Origin of the sequence: Enterococcus sp. AZ119 (assembly GCF_050546175.1) — a bacterium.
GTDB classification, from domain to species: Bacteria; Bacillota; Bacilli; order Lactobacillales; family Enterococcaceae; genus Enterococcus; species Enterococcus faecalis.
This window is the reverse complement of record NZ_CP172951.1, coordinates 1,142,181-1,161,616: the sequence shown is the minus strand read 5'-3', so window position 1 is coordinate 1,161,616 and position 19,436 is coordinate 1,142,181. Positions and strand designations below refer to the sequence as shown.

Below are 19,436 nucleotides of genomic sequence, written 5' to 3'. Positions count from 1 at the left end.
TTTATTCCTCATCATGTATGATTTTTTTATTTGTGATTAAATCCAAAGCGTGGGGCAAAACAGGCAACAAAAAATGCAAATGTTCTGTTACACTTTTCGGGCTACCAGGCAAATTAACAATGAGCGTGCGTCCTCTTTGAACAGAAACGCCTCGACTTAACATAGCAAATGGTGTTTTTTCCAAGCTAAGTTGACGCAAGCCCTCACTGATCCCAGGAATGATTCGCTCTGCTACACGTAAGGTAGCTTCTGGGGTCCGATCCCGTTCACTCAACCCTGTGCCGCCTGTCGTTAAAATCAAATCACAGGTCTTAGACCACTCTTGCAATAGCTCTACTAATTGATTTTCTTCATCTGGTAAAATGGTTTGTTTGGTTACCTGGTAGAGCGCAGGTAACTGTTCACGAATCAAGGGACCCGATTGGTCGACAGCAAGCCCTTGAAAGCTACGATCACTTAATGTTACAATGCCCACTTTAAACAACGTCTAACTGGTCTCCTTTTTTAATATGACCTTCTGTCACAACGACTGCAAAGATTCCTTCTCTAGGCATGATGCAATCGCCCACTCGCGCGTAAATCTGACAGTGTTTATGGCACTCTTTCCCAATTTGAGTAACCACCAATTCGGAATCGCCTATTTTCATTTTCGTTCCAACAGGTAATTGACGTAAATCAATCCCTGAGACGATTATGTTTTCCCCAAAAGCACCATTGCCAACCCGAGCTCCTTTTTCATTGAAAGCCGTTATTTCTTCAAAAGATAACAAACTGACTTGTCGATGCCAATTCCCGCCGTGCGCATCATTTTCTAATCCAAAGCCTTTAATTAAGTTGACTTCAGGAATTTCCTTTTTCTGTGTGCCTCTTCGCGGGCTAATATTTATTGCAATAATTTCTCCTGTTTTCATACTTACCCTCCTATTTGTGACATAAATCGTTGTTCTCCTTGTTGTTCCATGAAAAGATGTTTTTCAGGCTTGCAGGCAATGCCACTCTTGATAATCCCTAACAATTCTGCTGTTTGTTCCATAGCTAAAGCTTCCTTTAACGAGTAGCCGTCTGCAGAATGCAGGCACGTTTTTAAATGACCGTCTGCAGTAATTCGAATCCGATTGCACGTCTCGCAAAAACAATGCCCTAATGCACTAATAAAACCTATTTTTCCTTTAAAATCTTTTAAGGCGTAATAACTAGCAGGGCCATTGCCCAATGGTTTTTGGTATGGTTGTAACGTTCCATAATGTTTAGTTAAAATGTCTTCTACTTCTTCTTGTTGCTTACCTGGATGCTCCTTCCCTAATCCAATTGGCATCATTTCAATGAAACGAAGATGCACAGTCTCTTTCTTAGCGATTTCAGCCAGTTCTACAATTGTTGCTTCACTTAGCTCTTTCCTAGCTACAGTATTAATTTTGATATTAGGTAATCCCACATCAATCGCTTGTTCTAAGCCCGCCAGAACATTCCTTAACTGACCAACTCTTGTTATTTCTCGAAATTCTTCTGGATCCAAAGTGTCTAAGCTAATATTAATGCCGTCCAAGCCCGCCTCTTTTAACCCTTGAGCCTCACGAGCTAACTTCATGCCATTAGTCGTTAGGGTTACTTTTTCGATGCCTGAGATTTGCTTTATCCTTTTAATTAAAGAGAGTAAATTCGGTCTAACAAGCGGTTCACCACCTGTTAATTTAACTTTTTTGATGCCTTCTTTCGCTAGTATCCTCAATAAAAAAATAATCTCATCATCTGTTAGAAGCTGCTCTTTTTTTAAAAAGCAAAGACCTGTTGCTGGCATGCAATACGTGCAACGTAAGTCACAACGATCTGTTAAAGACAAACGAACATAATCAATTTCACGGTTAAATGCATCTTTCATGCTGTTCACTCATCACTTTCCTTTGATTTAATTGAAGAACGAATGAAATGACCACTGCGTCCACCATTTTTCTCTAATAAACCAATGTTTGTCATTGTCATTCCGCGATCAATTGCTTTACACATGTCATAAATTGTTAAGAGTGCTGCCTGCACACCTGTTAGCGCTTCCATTTCAACGCCAGTTGAACCCACTGTTTTTGTAAAGCAACGTACTTCTAAACAAGTTTGATTGCGCCAATTAAACTGAATTTCACACTTTGTCAAAGCAACCAAATGACACAAAGGAATCCATTCAAACGTTCGTTTTGCCGCGGTAATCCCAGCGACTCTTGCTACCTGTAATACTTCACCTTTTTTAATCATTTGGGTCTGGATCGCTTCTGCTGTCGCTTCCAACATGTGAATTTCTCCATAAGCGAGGGCTGTTCTTTGAGTGTCATTTTTTTCCGAAATATCAACCATATGCACTTCTCCTTGTGTATTCAAGTGCGTAAATTCCTTACTTTGAACCATTTCTCCACCTCACATTTGACATTTGTTAACGTTTACACAATACTTCTTTTTCAAGTGTATCACTCTTGCATCAAAAAAACAATCTGGCATCCATAATTTTTTTTAGCGAGAAATCGAAGTTAAAAATGTTAAGCGACAAAAATTACGTGATTCGCTTAGCCTGACCAGACTTTTGTCTAAGTCTTAAAACTTGATAAGCAATAAGAGGTCGGGACAGAAGTGCTTAACTCCGAGAACCAAGTAGGTACTGTTCAACATCTATTTGCTTTGCAAATAGTGTTTCTCAGCAATAAGAAGAAATTTCCGAAAATTGTCATAAAACACAACGAGGTACGAGTTGATGTTGCATGATACCTACCCGGTGTTCTTTAATTTTTGGAGACCAAGTAGGTATTGTTCATCATCGAATCACTACGTTCTTCGTGATTCTCAACAATTTCGGCTTATTTCCGAAGGACCTTCACCAAGTAGGTACGATGATTTCATCTGTTCATGCTTCACAGTGAAACATCGCAACTCTTAGAGCTGTAGCTCTTTTGAAGGCTGTACTGTGACGAGACGCATGTCGAGAAAACACCTTAGAAGTTGTTGAGATCGGAGCAACGCGTAGTGTTGCTTCTGTTCCCGCCGTTTATCAATTTTTAAGCCTGGAACAAAAATCCAAAGTGATTTTTGTTCCAGGCTTTTACTTTCATACTAATCTTAGGTCAGGTTGTCATCAAGTTTGCCAATAATAGACTTTTACAAGCGCGCCTTTTTTGAGTAGTACACCAGCTGGTTGTTCTAGTAGGCAATTTGTTTCTAAAGTATTTGATAAATTGGATGAAAGATGACTTTTTGTCACTAAATTTACTTTGCCATCTATTTCTTTCGCTCGGTAAAATCGACGTAGTCTACTGGGGGCTAATTCATGCGCTAAAATTACTGTTCGTTCCTTGAGATTTAACTCGACACAATTAAAAAAAGTAGCTAATAATGTCCAGTAAAAAAGATGTAAATTAACCATTGCCGCAAACGGATTGCCTGAAACGCTTAAAATGAGTGTTTCTTGAAATTTACTTCCCATAACTGGGGTTCCAGGTTTCATATTTACAAAATGAAACAACTCTGTTCCTCCGATACGTTTAATTGCTAAAGGTAAATTATCCTTTTCACCTACCGAAACACCACCACAAGTAATTAATACATCAAGTTTTGGTGAAATCTCAATCAGCCTATTCGCTAATTCTTCAGGATCATCTGAACAATGATCTAGGTGCATTACTTCATTGCCACTCGCTTTGACAAAAGCTGCTAACATGTAGAGATTACTATTATAAATTTTCCCAACTGACAGTGGTTCTTCCAAAGAAACTAACTCACTACCCGTCGCTAAAATCCCCACTTTCATGCGCTTCAAAACAACAACTTTATCAATCCCTTGCATTGCCAACAAACCAATCATGCGACTATTAATCTGTTGATGTTTTGCTAAAATTTTTTGCTGAAAAGCAATATCTTCTCCAATTTCCGCATAGTTTTGGCCCGCAGTGACAGAGCGAAAAATTTTAACATGGTCTTGCCCAAAATCCGTCCATTCTTGTGGCACTACAGCATCAAAATCGGTTGGAATAAAAGCACCTGTTGTTATTTTAATCGCACAGTTATTCGTCTGATTACAATAAAACATGGAATCCCCTGCCACTAAAGAACCGACGACTTTTAAACAACTTGGGCTTTCAGCAGTCGCACCTCGTGTTTCTACTGCCCGAACGGCATACCCATCCATCCCGGCACGAGGAAAATGAGGAATCGCTGTCTCTGCAAAAATGGTTTCTCCGCTAATCCGTCCCAAGGAATCAAGCAGCGCCACTTCTTCTGTTTCACATTGACTCTTCATATGTTGGGTCATTTTCTCTCGTGCTTCTTCCAACTCGATCATGCTTTAACCATCCTTTTTTATTTATTCACTGGTTTAATCGCAACGGCACAAACTTTATATTCAGGAATTGTGGCGATATCATCAAATACAGCATTGGTGATTTCGTTAACATTCCCATCTGGAAAATGGAATGTCATAAAGACTTCTTGCGGAAATACTCGATTTCCGACAGCCGCATAGGTTTCAATTTTGCCACGTCGAGAATGAACTTCAACTTTGTCACCTTCTTGGATTCCCAGAGCTTGTGCATCGACTGCATTTATCTCAATATAAGAGTGATTCGCTATTTGGTTAATCCCTTCCGTTCGTCCTGTCATTGCTCGGGTATTGTAATGGTAAAGCATTCGGCCTGTCGACATTAAATACGGGTACTCTTCATCTGGTAATTCTTGGGCTTGCTTATACGGAATTGCTTTAAATAAACCTTTCCCACGAGCAAAACTGCCCACATGCATAATCGGCGTACCTGGATCTGTCAAGCTACGACAAGGCCATTGTAAGCTCTCCTTCTCTAATCGTTCATAATTAATTCCACCAAACGAAGGCGTCACAGCTGAAATTTCTTTCATAATTTCTTTTGCAGATTCATACGCACAAGGATAGCCCATTCGTGTCATGACTTCACAAAAAATTTCATAGTCTTCTCGCGCTTGTCCTCTTGGTTCAACAGCTTTACGGACTCTTTGCACGCGCCGTTCTGTATTTGTAAATGTCCCGTCTTTTTCTGCATAACTGATGCCTGGTAAAACGACATCTGCATAAGCAGCCGTTTCTGTCATAAATAATTCTTGAACAACTAAAAAGTCTAAACTTTCTAAAGCTTGACGAACATGTCCTGTGTCTGGATCCGTAACAATTGGATCTTCTCCAAAAATATAAAGGCCTTTGACATTTCCTGCCGTTGCTGCTGGCAAGACTTTAGTAGAAGTTAAACCTGTGTTTCGATTTAACGGCACATGCCAAGCTTTTTCAAATTTGTCGATTACTTCTGGATTATTGACTTTTTGATAGCCTGGGAAATCATAAGGCATACAGCCCATATCGCAAGCACCTTGAACATTATTTTGACCTCGCAAAGGATTGACACCACAGCCAGGTTTTCCAACTTTACCAACCAACATTGCCAAATTAGACATACTCATAACACCCTCAGTTCCTGTCGAATGTTCCGTTACGCCTAAACAATAAATGATTGGTGCTTTCTCTGCTTTTGCATACATGCGTGCTGCTTGAATTAAATCTTCTGGATGAATATGACAAATTTCTGCGACTTTTTCCGGCGTATAATCAGCCACCATTTTTTCTAAATCTGAAAATCCTTCTGTCCGTTCTTCAATAAAATGGCGATCTGCTAAACCTTCTTTCAAAATCACATGCATCATGCCATTAGCAAATGCGACATTCGTTCCCGCCTGAACTTGTAAATGCAGCGCACTATCCTTCACTAAGTTAATTTTCCGCGGATCAACAACAACAACTTGTGTTCCTCTTTGGATGGCTTGGCGAATTTGCGCACCAATAACTGGATGAGCTTCTTCTGGATTGGAACCTACTAATAAAATCATGTCGACATCTTCAGTGATATCAGCAATAGGATTGGTCATCGCACCAGAGCCTAAGGTTTGGGCTAAACCATGGACCGAAGCCGAATGACAAACACGGGCACAGTTATCAACATTATTGGTACCAAAAGCAGCACGCACCATTTTTTGAAAGACATAATTATCTTCATTTGTCGCTCTAGAGCACGAAAAACCAGCAAGAGCATCCGGACCGTTTTCTGCTTTAATTTCGTTAAATTTTGACGAAACAAGCGTTAAGGCTTCTTCCCAAGAAGCAGGTTCAAAAATCCCATTCCGTTTAATTAATGGCTCCGTTAAGCGATCTCCTGACCCAACAAATTTATATGAAGCAAATTTTCCTTTCACACAAAGTAAATTTTTATTAGCTGGTCCATCTAGGGGTTCAACACCCACCAAACGATTGTTTTTAACGAGTAAATTCATCTGACAGCCTGTCCCACAATGTGGACAAGTTGTAGGAATTTTCTGGGTTTCCCATTTGCGGTACTCTTTTGTATCTTTTGCTGTTAACGCTCCTGTAGGACAGGAAGAGACACAATTGCCACATGATTCACAGATAGATTGATCAAACGCCTGCCCATAACTCGGCATCATTTTTGTTTCAAAGCCACGATTAGCAATACTAAGTACATCTCTTCCCTGCCGCAATTGACAGACACGAGCACAACGACGACACATGATACACTTTTCTGGATCATAAGAGAAAAATGGATTACTGGTATCTTCTTGATGGCAAGGCATTCTTTTTCCCTCGGTAAAGCTAGTGGCATCAATCCCATAATCTAGCGCATACTGTTGTAATTGACAATCCCCGTTTTTTCCACAAGAAAAACATTCTAATTTATGATTACTCAATAATAAATCAAGAATAAAACGTCTGGAATCAGCAACTTTTTCAGAATGTGTTGACACAACCATGTCCTCTTGACAATGTGCCGTACAAGCAGTTGTTAAGCCACCACGTCGGCCGCCTTCCACCTCAACCACGCACATCCGACAAGAACCATCAGGCGCTAATTCCTTTAAATGACAGAGCGTTGGGATTTCAACACCTAGCCCTTTCGCTGCTTCGAGAATGGTAGTCCCTTTAGACACAGTTACTTCTTGGTTATCAATAGACAATGTAACTGTTTGCGTATGCAACTTTGTTTTCATTTTTACCAACCTCCTTTGCTGGTGGCATAGATTTCTGTTTCAGCAGTCGTTTCAAATTCTTCTGGAAACAAAGCCAATGCACTCTTCATTGGATTTGCGACGGATTGGCCCAAACCACAAGCTGATAATCGCGTGACATGCGTGAGCATCTTTTCCAATCGTGGCAAATCACTAGCTGTTGCCTCGTTCCGATTGAATTTACTCAATAATTCCAAAATCCTAGTTGTTCCCAATCGGCAAGGGGTGCATTTACCACATGACTCATGAGCAAAAAAGGCCGCCACGTGTACTAAATAGTCCACAACATTGACTGAATCATCCATTACTACAATTGCACCAGAGCCGACAGATAAGTCATGGGCCCATAAATCTTCGTAGGAATACAAACAATCCCTTAACGTTGCGACAGCACCAATTGGACCGGATTGTCCACCGAAGTGAATAAATTTCAATGCTCGACCAGTTGCAGAGCCTCCGCCGTATTGCTCGCCATAAATTATTTCTTCTAATGGTGTTCCAAGGTTGACCTCGTATAAGCCCCGATTTTTAATATGTCCAGACAAACAAATTAGCTTTGTTCCGCCACCATCGGCAGTACCCATCTCTAAAAAGGCTTGTCCACCTTCTCTTAAAATTACAGGAACACTTGCAAATGATTCAACATTATTTACTAATGTTGGTTGCAAATATAAACCAACATCTGCTAAGTGTGGTGGTTTGACACGCGGCCGCCCCGTTTTTCCTTCAATTGAATTTAAAAGTGCTGAATTTTCCCCACAAATATAGGCGCCAGCACCAGAAATAATCGTAATATCATAATTGAATCCTTCAATTCCTAAAATGTTTTCCCCTAAAAAGCCAGCTTGTCGTGCATTATCGAGTGCTTCTTGAAATGTTTTTTGGATTCTGCGATATTCTCCTCGCATATAAATATAACCTGCTTTTGCTGAAAATAAATAACCAGCAATGATCATTCCTTCAATCACACTCAATGGATCTTCAGATAAAAGTACTTTATCCTTAAAGGTCCCTGGTTCGCCTTCATCAGCATTACAAACAATGTACTTTGTGGTTCCTTTTGCATGATAAAGATGGCGCCATTTTTTTCCTAAAGGATAGGCTGCTCCACCGCGACCTCTTAAGTGCGCAATATCCAGTTCGTTTAAAATTTCTTCATCCGATAGTGAAATTGCTCTTTTTAAACCATCAAATCCATCGTATTTACAATATTCAGCAACATCGGTCGCAGATTGCATTTTTCCCATTCTCTCTAATAACATTGGTTGGTTTCTCTTAAGCATTGACTCACCTCCTACAGTCCTTCATAGCAATCATTTTGTAAATGTTGAATTAATTGATAAATTTTCTCTTCTGTTAGTTGACTAAAAACGGTGTCCTTAATTTTAATTACTGGACCTAAATCACAAGCCCCGATACAAGGAATACTGTGATACATAAATAAGCCATCTGGTGTCGGCTGATTCTCTGGCACTTCTAAAATGGTTTCTAAAACTTCGGCAACCATCGCCCCACCAGTATAATGACACGGTGTGCTGTTACAAATCTTCAAGACATACTTCGCTTGCGGTTCCGTCTTTAAAATGGCATAAAAACTGACGATTTCATAGACTCGCGCTTCCGTTAAATGTAGATGCTCTGCAACTAATTGAGCTGTCTCCTGATCGATATACCCTTCTTCTGAAGCAAATTGTAATTCAATTAAAATATTTAAAATTCGTTGTGGATCAGCATCGTTTTCTAGAATAATCGCTTCTTTTTCAATTAAGCTTAATGCACACATTCCTTTTTATTCCCCCTTTTTAGTGAAACTTGAAGTTGTTCTCCTTGATAATAGATACGCAATTCTTTTGGTATTTCAGCAGATAGTAAACAAAAATCGGCTTTATCTATAACTTTTTTTGCTGATTCTTTTTGGCGATTCTGGTTATTCATCATAAGAAATAGTCCTGGCTGCACAACATTACGTAATGAATTTGATTCACAAATGATTAATGCTTGGGCCGGCACAGCTTTCAGAAATTGCTGAATGGCTTCCGCCAAATTTTCTTGAAAAACTTTCAATAGAAAAACTTTTTGACAACCTGCAGCTAATAATTTCATGGTATCTTTATTGCCAATCGTCTCTTGCTCTTCTACTAATTCATAACCAGCTGTAATACTGGTACAAATTCCGCATCCTTTTGTGCCTCGTTGACACACCCCTCGTTGACCACTAATCGTAATAATCTTCAAGCCATAAATTGGATAGACTTCTTGGTACTGTTTAATAAGGGCTTCGGCTAATGTCGTTTTGCCACTATTCCGACCAGTAGAACCAATTTGAATCATGTTTGGTATCTCAATTGCCATAGAGCTCCTCCGTCTGAATCGTTTTCTCAACTCTTGGTTTGACAGTTGCTGGTTTTGTCATAAAGATCAATGGTACGGCCATAAAAAGACTGCCCCCTACTGCATTGCCTAAAAATACCCATAATGTATTCTGCAAATAATCCCACCAACTGATTGTGGTACTTTGTGAAAAAATTGCCGCTGGAATAATAAATGCATTGGCGACCACGTGTTGAAACCCACAAACAACGAAAACCATGACAGGAAACCATAAGCCAAACATTTTACCTAAATATGATTTTGCCAACGCTCCGAGATAAACCGCTAAACAAACAAAAATATTACAGCCAATCCCTGAAACAAAAGCAACTATCGGTGGATCAGCAATTTTCGCCTGAGCAACTGCGACTGTTTTATCCAGAAACGCACCTTCAGTTAACCCAACAATATGGCCAAATAAATACGCCACAAGAAATCCGCCTAGACAATTGGTCAATAAAACAACTAGCCAGTTATAACAAAGAGCGCCCACTCGAACCTTTTTCTGTAATACGCCTAATGTCATTACCATCATATTGCCTGTTGCTAACTCACCACCAACAAAAGTAAGCGCTATCAATCCAACTGGAAATAAAGCTCCACCCAGAAAGTTGTTAAAACTTCCCCATTCTGTGGGGGCAGTTCCAGTGATACGAATAAACGCCAAGTAACCCAGTGCAATACAAAAACCAGCCATGATGCCTAAAATACAGAGTCGAACAAACGATAATTTCCCTTTCATTTCTGCCTTATCACCTAAGCTTGCAACTATTTCTTCACTACTGAAAAAATCCATTACGATTCCTCCTTTTTATCGATACCACTGAGACAATTCTTCTTTTCGATTGACATTTTTAAGTTGATTCTCTTTTGATAGTTGCACCGTTTTTACAGATAGATGCTCAAATTCTTGCCGAATCTGATAGTTATTTTGCGCAAGCTGTTTTTGAAATGTTGGTAAACAAGAACATCGATAAAAGCCAAATAATGGTTCTTGACGACCTTCAAAGTCAAAGATTGTTACTTGATTTTGTCCACGCTTAGAGGCTAACTGATACACAAGTTTAGGAGAAAAAGTTGGTATATCACAGGCAATTACAAACACTTCAGCTTTCTGAGTATAGTTCATTGCTGTCACAATCCCACCTAATGGCCCCTTTCCAAGATACATATCTTGAATGATTGTGCATTTTCTAAACGCCTTAGGAAATTTTTGACTATCATTCGTTACTAAAATAACCTCTTCGAACAGTTCCATTAACTTTTCAGCTGTTTGCAAGATCACGTATTGGCCTTGAATTTTCAATAATGCTTTATCAAATCCCATCCGTGAACTTTTCCCGCCGCATAACAGCACTGCTGTACAATCAGCAATAATTTTCGCCACCCCTTTACCATAATTTTTATTAGTTCAAAAAAATATTTTTTAGTCATGTATTAAGTCTATTATAAGACATCCCTCGTACAAGTCAATTCCTTTTAAAAAAAAGAACGAGAAAAAGAGTCGCTCTTTTTCTCGTTCTACCTTATTCATCTGTTTGACGTTTTATTTCTTCAATCTCAATGCGTAATGATTTTCGTTTCTCAATGGCGACATAAACCAAGCCAATCAAAAAGGGTAACACAAAGCTACCAAATCGATACAGTAAAACAGATGCTACAGCATCAACATTGCCGACCAATGGTTTAAACAACAATAAGTAAACAAATTCAAATGGACCAATGCCAGCAGGTGTCGGAATAACTCCTGAAAGAATAACAGCAAAACTGGTAAAGGACATCACTAATAATAAATCAATATTCGGGTGATTTTCTACTAAAACAATGTAAGGAATAATGTACCAAAATAATAATTTAAATACATTCCATGAAAAGATTCGAAGCAACGCTGAGCGATCTTGTGTAATTGTTTGGACAGCTGCCCGCAAGGAATAGATTTGTAAATTACAATTATCCACCCAATCTCTTAGTTTTGGTCGTTTAAACCAACGATTGGCAAACTTAACCAATAAAACTTGCAACTTTAAGCTACTAGATAAAATAAGTAATGCTGCAATTATTACTAATGTTAAAATAACACCTGCTAAAATGAATGGAATCATCTTAGGCGCATTTTCATAAAACAGGGAAAATTGAATAATCAAACCAATAATTGCTAAAAAAATCACGGCTGCTTTGTACATAATCATATGTAATGCCGTTATCCCTACACTTTTAGAAACAGGAATTCCCTTTTTCTTATAAAAATAAATTTCTGAAAGCAAGGTTCCCGTGCCAAATGAAATAATCCGATAAAATGCTACATAACAAGAAGTAAAAAAACCATCCACTGTTGTAAAGTCTTTGTTAAAATAACGAGCTATTTCCTTGATTGAGCGCCCTTCTGCAAATTGATAAACTACACCAAAAAAAATAACAGCAATCAGCACCAGCCAACTTGTTTCCATCAGTTGAGCAAAAATATCACTTAATGAATTATCCATGACATAAAAGATTACGCCTAAAACGATAATCATTAACAACATATTTAAGCCAATTTTTACTTTTCCTTTCATCGCTTCTCCTTTTTTGTTCTTACTTAAACGTTAGATAGATGCAACTAATCATCGCGATTACGCCAATTGAATAACACAATGCAAAAACTGGTTTTTGGGTTTTATGATGAAATTTCTTTTGTCCCATTAGCCCACCTAGACCGCCACCGACAAGTCCTATCGTCAATAAGCGGCGTTCTGGAATACGCCAGTTCCCACGTTTTGCTTGTTTTTTATCATAACCCATCATACTAAACAATACTAAATTAATGACGAGGAAATAAATGATTACTATCCACTGAAGCATTCTTTCTGGCCTCCTAACTAGTTACTGTACTAGGATACCTTGTTCTGATTCTAATTGCAAAAAATTTTTCAATGACTCATGAAACTACAACAGGAAAGTAAGTTCTCGGTTGCCCGTTTTCTTACTTTCCTATTGAGTGCCTCATTTATTTTGCATTTAATTCAGCAATTTTAATAATCACATTGGTCGCTTTTTCCATGGCTTGTAATGAAACAAATTCAAAACGGCCATGCATATTTTCGCCACCAGCAAAGATATTTGGTGTTGGAATCCCTAAATAAGAAATTTTTGAGCCATCCGTTCCACCGCGAACAGGTTCAATAATTGGAAGAATTGACAATTCTTCCATTGCTTGTTTAGCAATTTCGACAATGGACATATCTTTTTCAATCACTTCTCGCATATTATAGTATTGATCAAATAAATCAACTTTGATTCGTTCTTCATCAAATGGTGCATTCAATGTTTGCTGAATTTCTTTAATTTTAGCTTTACGTGCTTCAAAAATCTCGCGATTGTGATCGCGAATAATATACGTCATTGTAGCTTCTTCTGGCGTTCCAGCAAACGCTGCTAAATGATAAAAGCCTTCTTCACCTGCTGTTTTTTCTGGAACTTCGTCAGCAGGTAAGGCATTATGGAAATCAATTCCTAATTGTAACGCATTAATCATTGTATTTTTTGCTGTTCCTGGATGAACGTTTTTCCCTTGAATTGTAATTTCTGCTTGCGCCGCATTAAACGTTTCAAATTGTAATTCACCTACTGGTCCGCCATCCATTGTATAAGCAAAATCCACGTTAAATTGAGCGACATCAAATTTGTCGGCACCTACACCAATTTCTTCGTCAGGACCGAAAGCCACACGAATGGTGCCATGTTTAATTTCTGGGTGATTAATTAAATATTCCATGGCTGTCATTATTTCCGCAATACCTGATTTATCATCAGCTCCTAATAAAGTGGTACCATCGGTTGTGATAAGTGTTTCACCACGATAATTTTTTAAGTTAGGAAAGTCTTTCGTATTTAAAGTGAATTTGCCTTCTTTATCTAAAGGAATCGTTGATTCTCCGTCATAGTTCTCAACAATTTGCGGAGAAACATTCACTGCATTAAAATCAGCGGTATCCATATGGGCAATAAAGCCGATTGAACGAACGTCTTTCTCCACGTTACTAGGTAACGTAGCAATCACAAAACCATTTGTTTCGTTATAAATAACATCGCTCATCCCTAATTCTTCTAATTCTTTTTTTAAGGTTTGTGCAAAGGCTACTTGCGTTTGTGTTGATGGTGTCGTTGTGCTTGTTGCATCTGAGCGTGTTTCTGTTTTCACATAGCGTAAAAAACGAGGTAATAGATTTTCATACATAAAAGAACACTCCTTTAATCTTCATTTTTTTATTTAAAACGAAATGGGTTGGTATTCGCTTCTGATTCAAAAATGGATACAGCCCACTCATTTTCTTGTTTCCATTGATTCATTAATTCCACAAGTTTTGGCTTACAAAGCGCTTCAATGTAATGACCAGGATCGATGACTGGTAAATCTTCAGCAATCATGTCATGTGCCGTATGATAATACACATCACCAGTAATATAGACATCGGCTTGTTTACGTAATGCATCATGATAGAACTTTTCACCACTTCCACCACAAATGGCTACCCGTTGAATCATTTTAGTATCATCTTTTGCAATGACCCGCAAGCCGTCCAATTGGAAAGCTTCCTTGACTTGCTGTACAAAATCAGAGAGTCTCACAGGCTTGTCTAATACTCCAACCCGACCTAAACCAAATTCTTTTGATTGATTTTCAATGGTATAAACATCATACGCCGGTTCTTCATAAGGATGCGCCTGTAACATAGCTTCAAGAACTTGTTCTTGCTTAGTTTCAGGGAAAATCACTTCGATTTTTGCTTCTTGGACGACACTTTCTTGACCAATTTCGCCAATCGTGGGATTTGCTCCTTGTGTTGGTGTAAAACGTCCTGTTCCAATTAAAGAGTAACTTGTTTTAGAATAATCACCTTGAGCTCCAGCGCCAGCTAGACCTAAAGCTTCTCTCATTTGCTGAGCTTCATCAATTGGCACAAAAACGGCTAATTTTTTATAAGGAACAGTATGTGTTTTAGTTAAAAAGGTGGTCTGTTTAATTCCCAATAATTCACAAAACCAATCATTTAGCCCATTGTCAATAATATCCATGTTAGTATGCGCTGCGTAAACAGCAATATCGTGTTTTAATAAATCAGCGTACATTTTTTCTTGAAAATTATCTGTGGTTAATCGCTTAACTGGGCGGAAAATAGGTGGGTGTTTCGCAATAATTAAATCAACCTGCTTCTCAATTGCTTCTGCAACGACCTCAGGACGAACATCTAAGGTAACCATCACATTTTCAATTGGTTTATCTAACGTACCAATGTGCAAGCCCACAGGATCTCCCGTTTCAGCTAGCCACTCGGGACAATAGTCATTGAAGCGTCGAATCAAAGTCTTACCGTTCACAGCCATTGGCCAGCACCTCCTCAATTAATTGTTGGTCTTGCTGTAGTTTCGCTTGTTTTTCAATATGGTCTTCACTTGCCTTTGCTAGTTGTGCAAGAACAGTTTTGCGCTGTTTTAATTCTCGTTGCCATTTTTTGGTAAAAACGGGTCCTTGTTTTTTAATTAAAACTGGCCCAAATAGTAATTCTTGGTCCGTATAAGAAACGGATTGCTCTGTTTTTTCGGCTACGATAATTTCATACAACTTACGGTTTTCTTCCACGATTGTTTCATCAATAATACTGTAGTCGTTTGCCATTAACCAGCGGCGTAAAGTTGGTTCACCAATATTCGGTTGTAAAACAAGGCGTTCCTTCCCTGTTAAACGATTTTTTTTGCGTCCAGCTTCTAAAATATCTCGGATTAATGTGCCGCCCATTCCACAAATACTAATGACGTCTATTTGATCTTCAGGTTCAATTGCATCTAGCCCGTTCGCTAAACGTACGATAATTTTATCCGTCAAATTGGATTTACTGACTTGGGTTTTGGCAGATTGATAAGGGCCTTCTACCACTTCCCCAGCCACAGCAAAAGACAGTTTATTTTCTAACATTAAAGCAACTGGTAAATAAGCATGGTCTGAACCAATGTCTGCTAAGCGACTTCCTCTAGGGATTAAATCACCAACCGTTGCGAGACGTTTTGATAATTGATTTTCATTCATATTTTTGATTCCTCCGTTGCTTATTATACCATTGTCAATTGAAGATGAAAACTTACACATTCGTGCAATCTACTGTTTCCTCTCCTTAATCATTTAAAAAAAAGAACCCCCTTCAAAATCAATTTCATAACTTTGAAGAGGGCTGTCATTATTGCTATAAAGAGCATTCTCCTTATATTAATAATAGGGAAAACATTTTTAATTAGGCATTTGCCAACCAGTTTTCAACTTCTGCTAAGGCATCCGCAATCCCTGCTGGATTTTTCCCACCAGCTTGAGCCATATCAGGACGACCACCGCCGCCACCGCCAACTTTTGGCGCAATTGCTTTGATTAAGTCACCGGCTTTTAAGCCTTTTCCGTTCATGTCTTTTGTCATAGCCGCTAACAAGCTTACTTTTTCATCTTGTGCAGTTGCCAGAACTAGTACATCAGACAATTCTTTTTGTTTCCATTGGTCAGCCAATTGGCGTAATTGATTCATGTCTTTAACATTGACTTGAGCGGCAATATAACGAACACCGTTGACGTCTTTGACATCTTTAAAAATGTCACCAGCTTGTTGATTCGCTAATTTGCCTGCCAATTGTTCGTTTTCTTTTTGTAGATCACGTAATTGTTGTTGCAATTGCTCTGTTTTCGTAACCACTTCTTTTAATTGAGGTGATTTAACTAATGTAGCAATCTCTTTCAATTGACGTTCTTCTTCTTGTAAAAGTTGATACGCTTCTTTACTCGTCACTGCTTCAATACGGCGTACTCCTGCACCAATTCCAGATTCAGAAACAATTTTGAAAATCCCGATATCTTCTGTATTAGCAACGTGTGTTCCACCACATAATTCGATAGAGTAATCCCCAATATTAACTACACGGACTTCTTTGCCATATTTTTCGCCAAATAACGCCATTGCGCCCATGTTTTTCGCTGTATCAATATCTGTTTCAATTGTGACAACAGGAATAGCTTCCCAGATTTTTTCGTTAACGATGGCTTCCATCCGCGCTAGTTCTTCTGATGTAACTTGCCCAAAATGAGTAAAGTCAAAACGTAGATGTCCTGGTGCAACTAATGAGCCTGCTTGGTTGGCATGCTCCCCTAACACATCTTTTAAAGCACGATGCAATAAATGGGTTGCCGTATGGTTTTTCAAAATACGTGTCCGCATCCGTTCGTCCACTTGCAATTGATAAATTTGACCTTCTGCTAATGGGGCCAAAACTTCTACTTTGTGTAAAAATTGACCGTTTGGTGCTTTTTTCACATCCACCACGTTGGCAACGACTTCCCCTGCGGTATTTTTTACATAGCCGCGGTCAGCAATTTGTCCACCCATTTCAGCATAAAATGGTGTTTCAGCAAAAATTAATTCGGCTGTTCCTGCAGATGCTTCATTTACTAGTGCGTCACCTTGAATAATAACAAATAATTCACTATCATGTGTTAATTCTGTATAGCCAACAAATTTACTTTCTACTTTAATATCTGTTAATAAAGCAGATTGAACACCCATTGAAGTTTCTTTACTGCGGGCAGAACGAGCACGTTCACGCTGTGCTTCCATTTCTGTTTCAAACCCAGCATGGTCGACTTTCAAGCCTTCATCTTCTGCAACTTCTTCCGTTAATTCTACGGGGAAGCCAAAAGTATCATAAAGTTTGAAGATAATTTTTCCATCTAATGTATCGCCTTTTGCATCTTTAACTTCTTTAATAACCTCATTTAACATGCTTAAACCTTCATTGATGGTTTCATGGAAACGTTCTTCCTCTGTCCGAACCACTTTTTCGATGAAGTCTTTTTGTTGTAATACTTCTGGATAGTAGCTTACCATGATTTCGCCAACAACAGGCACTAATTTGTATAAAAAGGCTTCATTAATGCCTAATTTTTTCCCGTGCATTACCGCACGACGTAATAAACGACGTAACACATAGCCACGACCTTCATTTGAAGGAAGCGCACCATCACCAATTGCAAAGGATAAAGCACGAATATGGTCAGCAATCACTTTAAAGGAAACATCCGTTTGTGGTGCATCTCCATATTCCACGTTGGTTCCTAAAGCTTCTACCGCATGAATGATTGGCATAAATAAATCAGTTTCAAAATTTGTTGGTGCATCTTGAATGATAGATACAACACGTTCCAAGCCCATGCCCGTATCAATGTTTTTATGTGGTAATGGTTCGTACGTATCTTCTGGTGTATGGTTAAATTCAGAGAACACTAAGTTCCAAATTTCTAAATAGCGTTCATTTTCGCCACCAGGATAATTTTCTGGATCATCTTCTGGAATATCTAAAAATTCTTCGCCGCGATCATAAAAGATTTCCGTATCCGGACCACTTGGACCAGCACCGATATCCCAGAAGTTATCTTCTACATCAATAATATGGTCTTCAGATAAACCAACTTCATCACGCCAAATGCGTTTTGCTTCTGTATCTTTCGGATAAACAGTCACATATAATTTTTCTGGGTCAAAAGCAAGCCATTCAGCACCAGTTAAGAATTCCCAAGCCCAGTGAATCGCTTCATTTTTAAAATAATCTCCAATTGAGAAGTTCCCTAACATTTCAAACATTGTATGATGACGAGCCGTTTTCCCAACATTCTCAATATCATTTGTACGAATAGATTTTTGAGCATTCGTAATTCTTGGATTTTCTGGCACAACAGAGCCATCAAAATATTTTTTCAAGGTTGCAACACCAGAGTTAATCCATAATAATGTTGGATCGTTTACTGGTACTAAAGAAGCACTTGGTTCTACTGAATGTCCTTTAGACTTAAAGAAGTCTAAATACATTTGACGAACTTGACTACTTGTTAATTCTTTCATTGATTTTCCTACTTTCTATTAATAATTAACTATTTATGTTTTGTACCCTCTTAAGCGGCAGACTGTGAACACAAAAAACACCATTGCAGTCAAGGACGATTGCTCGCGGTACCACCTTGATTGCAATGATGTTGGATCATTACCTCTTAAGCTCTATAACGCAGAGTCGCGTTGATATTTCTATCAAGTCCATCTAAAGGGAGCAAGTAAATTTATCTGATGCCCTTCTCTCAGCAATGAACGGCTTTCTGTGATCAAAATAAGATTCCTCATATCCTTTAGCTTATAGTCAAAAGTATAAGAAAGATCTGCTAAAAAGTCAATTGTTTTCGTAGGAATCTTTCCTTACTGAGCTGTTTCAAATAACGTTTGCTCTAAATAAGGCAAAATTTGTTCATTTATTTGATACCCTTTTCCCCAAGAGGTTGTAATAATCTCTTCGTTCATACCTGCATCACTAAATTTTTGTTTCACTCGTTTACATACGAAAGACAGCTGCGATTTTGTAGAAGCATCTGGTTCTTTCTGCCAAAGTAAGCGACAAATTTGATCACGATCCAACCCTTCGTGGGCATGCTGATACAAGATTTTTAAAAAGCGTTGCTCGTTTTTTGTAAAGCGAATCTTTTTTACTTGGTCATCAAGTAGCTCGGCTGTTACTTCGGCAAAACTTTGATCGACAGTGTCAATTTTTTCACGAATATCTTCCAATGAATCTTTGAGGCCTAACCACCGGATAATACCTCTTTCCTGCCAAATCTCTGCTTCACGTTTATTACACATCGATTGTGAACGTCGATAAATCGGCTTCTCTAACGATGAAAGACTTCCTAATAATCTCAAGCAATCGTTCTGAGAAAGTGTTTCGCTTAATACAATTGCATCAAAATAATTAAAAAAAGTTAACTCATGTTCTATAGTTTCTTCACAGCAGTTCGTACAAAAGACTTCATAATTTAAATGTTGTAATTGCTGCTGAAATGTTTGCTCAACTAAAATGTTCTTTGTTAATACCAAAATCCTTCTCATTTCTTCTTTCCTCCTAGAACTCTTTCTGCTACCAATAACTAAACGCACCAATCAAAC

At 38.5% G+C, this 19,436-nt stretch carries 18 protein-coding genes; all 18 read right to left on the bottom strand.

Features of this window, described 5'->3' with window-relative positions; genetic code table 11:
• Position 1 precedes the first annotated feature (1 nt).
• Positions 2 to 484 carry a MogA/MoaB family molybdenum cofactor biosynthesis protein gene (locus tag IGL37_RS05655; RefSeq protein ID WP_033917974.1) on the bottom strand — a complete coding sequence of 161 codons (483 nt, stop codon included), beginning with the start codon at positions 482 to 484 and terminating at the stop codon, positions 2 to 4.
• Complete coding sequence (locus IGL37_RS05650) at positions 477 to 911, bottom strand: MOSC domain-containing protein (protein ID WP_002357714.1); 435 nt, start codon at positions 909 to 911, stop codon at positions 477 to 479. The genes IGL37_RS05655 and IGL37_RS05650 overlap by 8 nt, the downstream gene beginning before the upstream one ends.
• A 2-nt stretch (positions 912 to 913) precedes the next feature.
• Positions 914 to 1,888, bottom strand: a complete 975-nt coding sequence (gene moaA, locus IGL37_RS05645; protein WP_080296903.1) for a GTP 3',8-cyclase MoaA — start codon at positions 1,886 to 1,888, stop codon at positions 914 to 916.
• Positions 1,885 to 2,394, bottom strand: a complete 510-nt coding sequence (gene moaC, locus IGL37_RS05640; protein WP_002360420.1) for a cyclic pyranopterin monophosphate synthase MoaC — start codon at positions 2,392 to 2,394, stop codon at positions 1,885 to 1,887. Before moaC ends, moaA begins: the two co-directional genes overlap by 4 nt.
• A gap of 718 nt (positions 2,395 to 3,112) precedes the next feature.
• Entirely contained in the window at positions 3,113 to 4,315 is a 1,203-nt protein-coding gene (locus IGL37_RS05635; RefSeq protein WP_202583860.1) for a molybdopterin molybdotransferase MoeA, read from the bottom strand.
• Positions 4,316 to 4,332: 17 nt separating this feature from the next.
• Positions 4,333 to 7,053 (bottom strand): formate dehydrogenase subunit alpha, encoded by a 2,721-nt coding sequence (gene fdhF / locus IGL37_RS05630; protein WP_002384573.1) that lies wholly within the window; start codon positions 7,051 to 7,053, stop codon positions 4,333 to 4,335.
• Positions 7,054 to 7,055: 2 nt separating this feature from the next.
• The gene (locus IGL37_RS05625) at positions 7,056 to 8,354 is read right to left on the bottom strand and encodes a complex I 51 kDa subunit family protein (protein ID WP_002371208.1); all 1,299 of its coding nucleotides are present in this window, start codon (positions 8,352 to 8,354) and stop codon (positions 7,056 to 7,058) included.
• Between the two features lie 11 nt (positions 8,355 to 8,365).
• The gene (locus tag IGL37_RS05620; protein WP_002357722.1) at positions 8,366 to 8,854 is read right to left on the bottom strand and encodes an NAD(P)H-dependent oxidoreductase subunit E; all 489 of its coding nucleotides are present in this window, start codon (positions 8,852 to 8,854) and stop codon (positions 8,366 to 8,368) included.
• Complete coding sequence (locus tag IGL37_RS05615; protein ID WP_002357724.1) at positions 8,842 to 9,423, bottom strand: hypothetical protein; 582 nt, start codon at positions 9,421 to 9,423, stop codon at positions 8,842 to 8,844. Before IGL37_RS05615 ends, IGL37_RS05620 begins: the two co-directional genes overlap by 13 nt.
• Positions 9,413 to 10,237 carry a formate/nitrite transporter family protein gene (locus IGL37_RS05610; protein WP_002360424.1) on the bottom strand — a complete coding sequence of 275 codons (825 nt, stop codon included), beginning with the start codon at positions 10,235 to 10,237 and terminating at the stop codon, positions 9,413 to 9,415. The genes IGL37_RS05615 and IGL37_RS05610 overlap by 11 nt, the downstream gene beginning before the upstream one ends.
• Positions 10,238 to 10,252: 15 nt before the next feature.
• A complete protein-coding gene (gene mobA / locus IGL37_RS05605; RefSeq protein WP_002361748.1) occupies positions 10,253 to 10,828 on the bottom strand; it encodes a molybdenum cofactor guanylyltransferase in 576 nt (191 codons plus the stop codon).
• 139 nt (positions 10,829 to 10,967) lie between these two features.
• The gene (locus IGL37_RS05600; RefSeq protein ID WP_002360426.1) at positions 10,968 to 11,996 is read right to left on the bottom strand and encodes a lysylphosphatidylglycerol synthase transmembrane domain-containing protein; all 1,029 of its coding nucleotides are present in this window, start codon (positions 11,994 to 11,996) and stop codon (positions 10,968 to 10,970) included.
• A 19-nt stretch (positions 11,997 to 12,015) separates the two neighbouring features.
• A complete protein-coding gene (locus tag IGL37_RS05595) occupies positions 12,016 to 12,282 on the bottom strand; it encodes a DUF1294 domain-containing protein (RefSeq protein ID WP_002360427.1) in 267 nt (88 codons plus the stop codon).
• Positions 12,283 to 12,427: 145 nt separating this feature from the next.
• A complete protein-coding gene (gene pepT / locus IGL37_RS05590) occupies positions 12,428 to 13,657 on the bottom strand; it encodes a peptidase T (RefSeq protein ID WP_002357731.1) in 1,230 nt (409 codons plus the stop codon).
• Positions 13,658 to 13,686: 29 nt separating this feature from the next.
• The gene (locus tag IGL37_RS05585; protein WP_002397248.1) at positions 13,687 to 14,805 is read right to left on the bottom strand and encodes a Nif3-like dinuclear metal center hexameric protein; all 1,119 of its coding nucleotides are present in this window, start codon (positions 14,803 to 14,805) and stop codon (positions 13,687 to 13,689) included.
• A complete protein-coding gene (locus IGL37_RS05580) occupies positions 14,789 to 15,505 on the bottom strand; it encodes a tRNA (adenine(22)-N(1))-methyltransferase (protein WP_033918072.1) in 717 nt (238 codons plus the stop codon). The genes IGL37_RS05585 and IGL37_RS05580 overlap by 17 nt, the downstream gene beginning before the upstream one ends.
• Before the next feature lie 202 nt (positions 15,506 to 15,707).
• The gene (gene alaS, locus IGL37_RS05575; RefSeq protein ID WP_033918071.1) at positions 15,708 to 18,350 is read right to left on the bottom strand and encodes an alanine--tRNA ligase; all 2,643 of its coding nucleotides are present in this window, start codon (positions 18,348 to 18,350) and stop codon (positions 15,708 to 15,710) included.
• Positions 18,351 to 18,695: 345 nt separating this feature from the next.
• Positions 18,696 to 19,379 carry a helix-turn-helix domain-containing protein gene (locus tag IGL37_RS05570; RefSeq protein WP_002381934.1) on the bottom strand — a complete coding sequence of 228 codons (684 nt, stop codon included), beginning with the start codon at positions 19,377 to 19,379 and terminating at the stop codon, positions 18,696 to 18,698.
• Positions 19,380 to 19,436 lie beyond the last annotated feature (57 nt).

Excerpts from the sequence above, each read along its gene's own strand:
- IGL37_RS05650 (WP_002357714.1), bottom strand. The coding sequence starts at position 911 with ATGAAAACAGGAGAAATTATTGCAATAAATATTAGCCCGCGAAGAGGC.
- moaC (WP_002360420.1), bottom strand. The coding sequence starts at position 2,394 with ATGGTTCAAAGTAAGGAATTTACGCACTTGAATACACAAGGAGAAGTG.
- IGL37_RS05635 (WP_202583860.1), bottom strand. The coding sequence starts at position 4,315 with ATGATCGAGTTGGAAGAAGCACGAGAGAAAATGACCCAACATATGAAG.
- fdhF (WP_002384573.1), bottom strand. The coding sequence starts at position 7,053 with ATGAAAACAAAGTTGCATACGCAAACAGTTACATTGTCTATTGATAAC.
- IGL37_RS05625 (WP_002371208.1), bottom strand. The coding sequence starts at position 8,354 with ATGCTTAAGAGAAACCAACCAATGTTATTAGAGAGAATGGGAAAAATG.
- IGL37_RS05620 (WP_002357722.1), bottom strand. The coding sequence starts at position 8,854 with ATGTGTGCATTAAGCTTAATTGAAAAAGAAGCGATTATTCTAGAAAAC.
- IGL37_RS05615 (WP_002357724.1), bottom strand. The coding sequence starts at position 9,423 with ATGGCAATTGAGATACCAAACATGATTCAAATTGGTTCTACTGGTCGG.
- IGL37_RS05610 (WP_002360424.1), bottom strand. The coding sequence starts at position 10,237 with ATGGATTTTTTCAGTAGTGAAGAAATAGTTGCAAGCTTAGGTGATAAG.
- IGL37_RS05600 (WP_002360426.1), bottom strand. The coding sequence starts at position 11,996 with ATGAAAGGAAAAGTAAAAATTGGCTTAAATATGTTGTTAATGATTATC.
- IGL37_RS05595 (WP_002360427.1), bottom strand. The coding sequence starts at position 12,282 with ATGCTTCAGTGGATAGTAATCATTTATTTCCTCGTCATTAATTTAGTA.
- pepT (WP_002357731.1), bottom strand. The coding sequence starts at position 13,657 with ATGTATGAAAATCTATTACCTCGTTTTTTACGCTATGTGAAAACAGAA.
- IGL37_RS05585 (WP_002397248.1), bottom strand. The coding sequence starts at position 14,805 with ATGGCTGTGAACGGTAAGACTTTGATTCGACGCTTCAATGACTATTGT.
- IGL37_RS05580 (WP_033918072.1), bottom strand. The coding sequence starts at position 15,505 with ATGAATGAAAATCAATTATCAAAACGTCTCGCAACGGTTGGTGATTTA.
- alaS (WP_033918071.1), bottom strand. The coding sequence starts at position 18,350 with ATGAAAGAATTAACAAGTAGTCAAGTTCGTCAAATGTATTTAGACTTC.
- IGL37_RS05570 (WP_002381934.1), bottom strand. The coding sequence starts at position 19,379 with ATGAGAAGGATTTTGGTATTAACAAAGAACATTTTAGTTGAGCAAACA.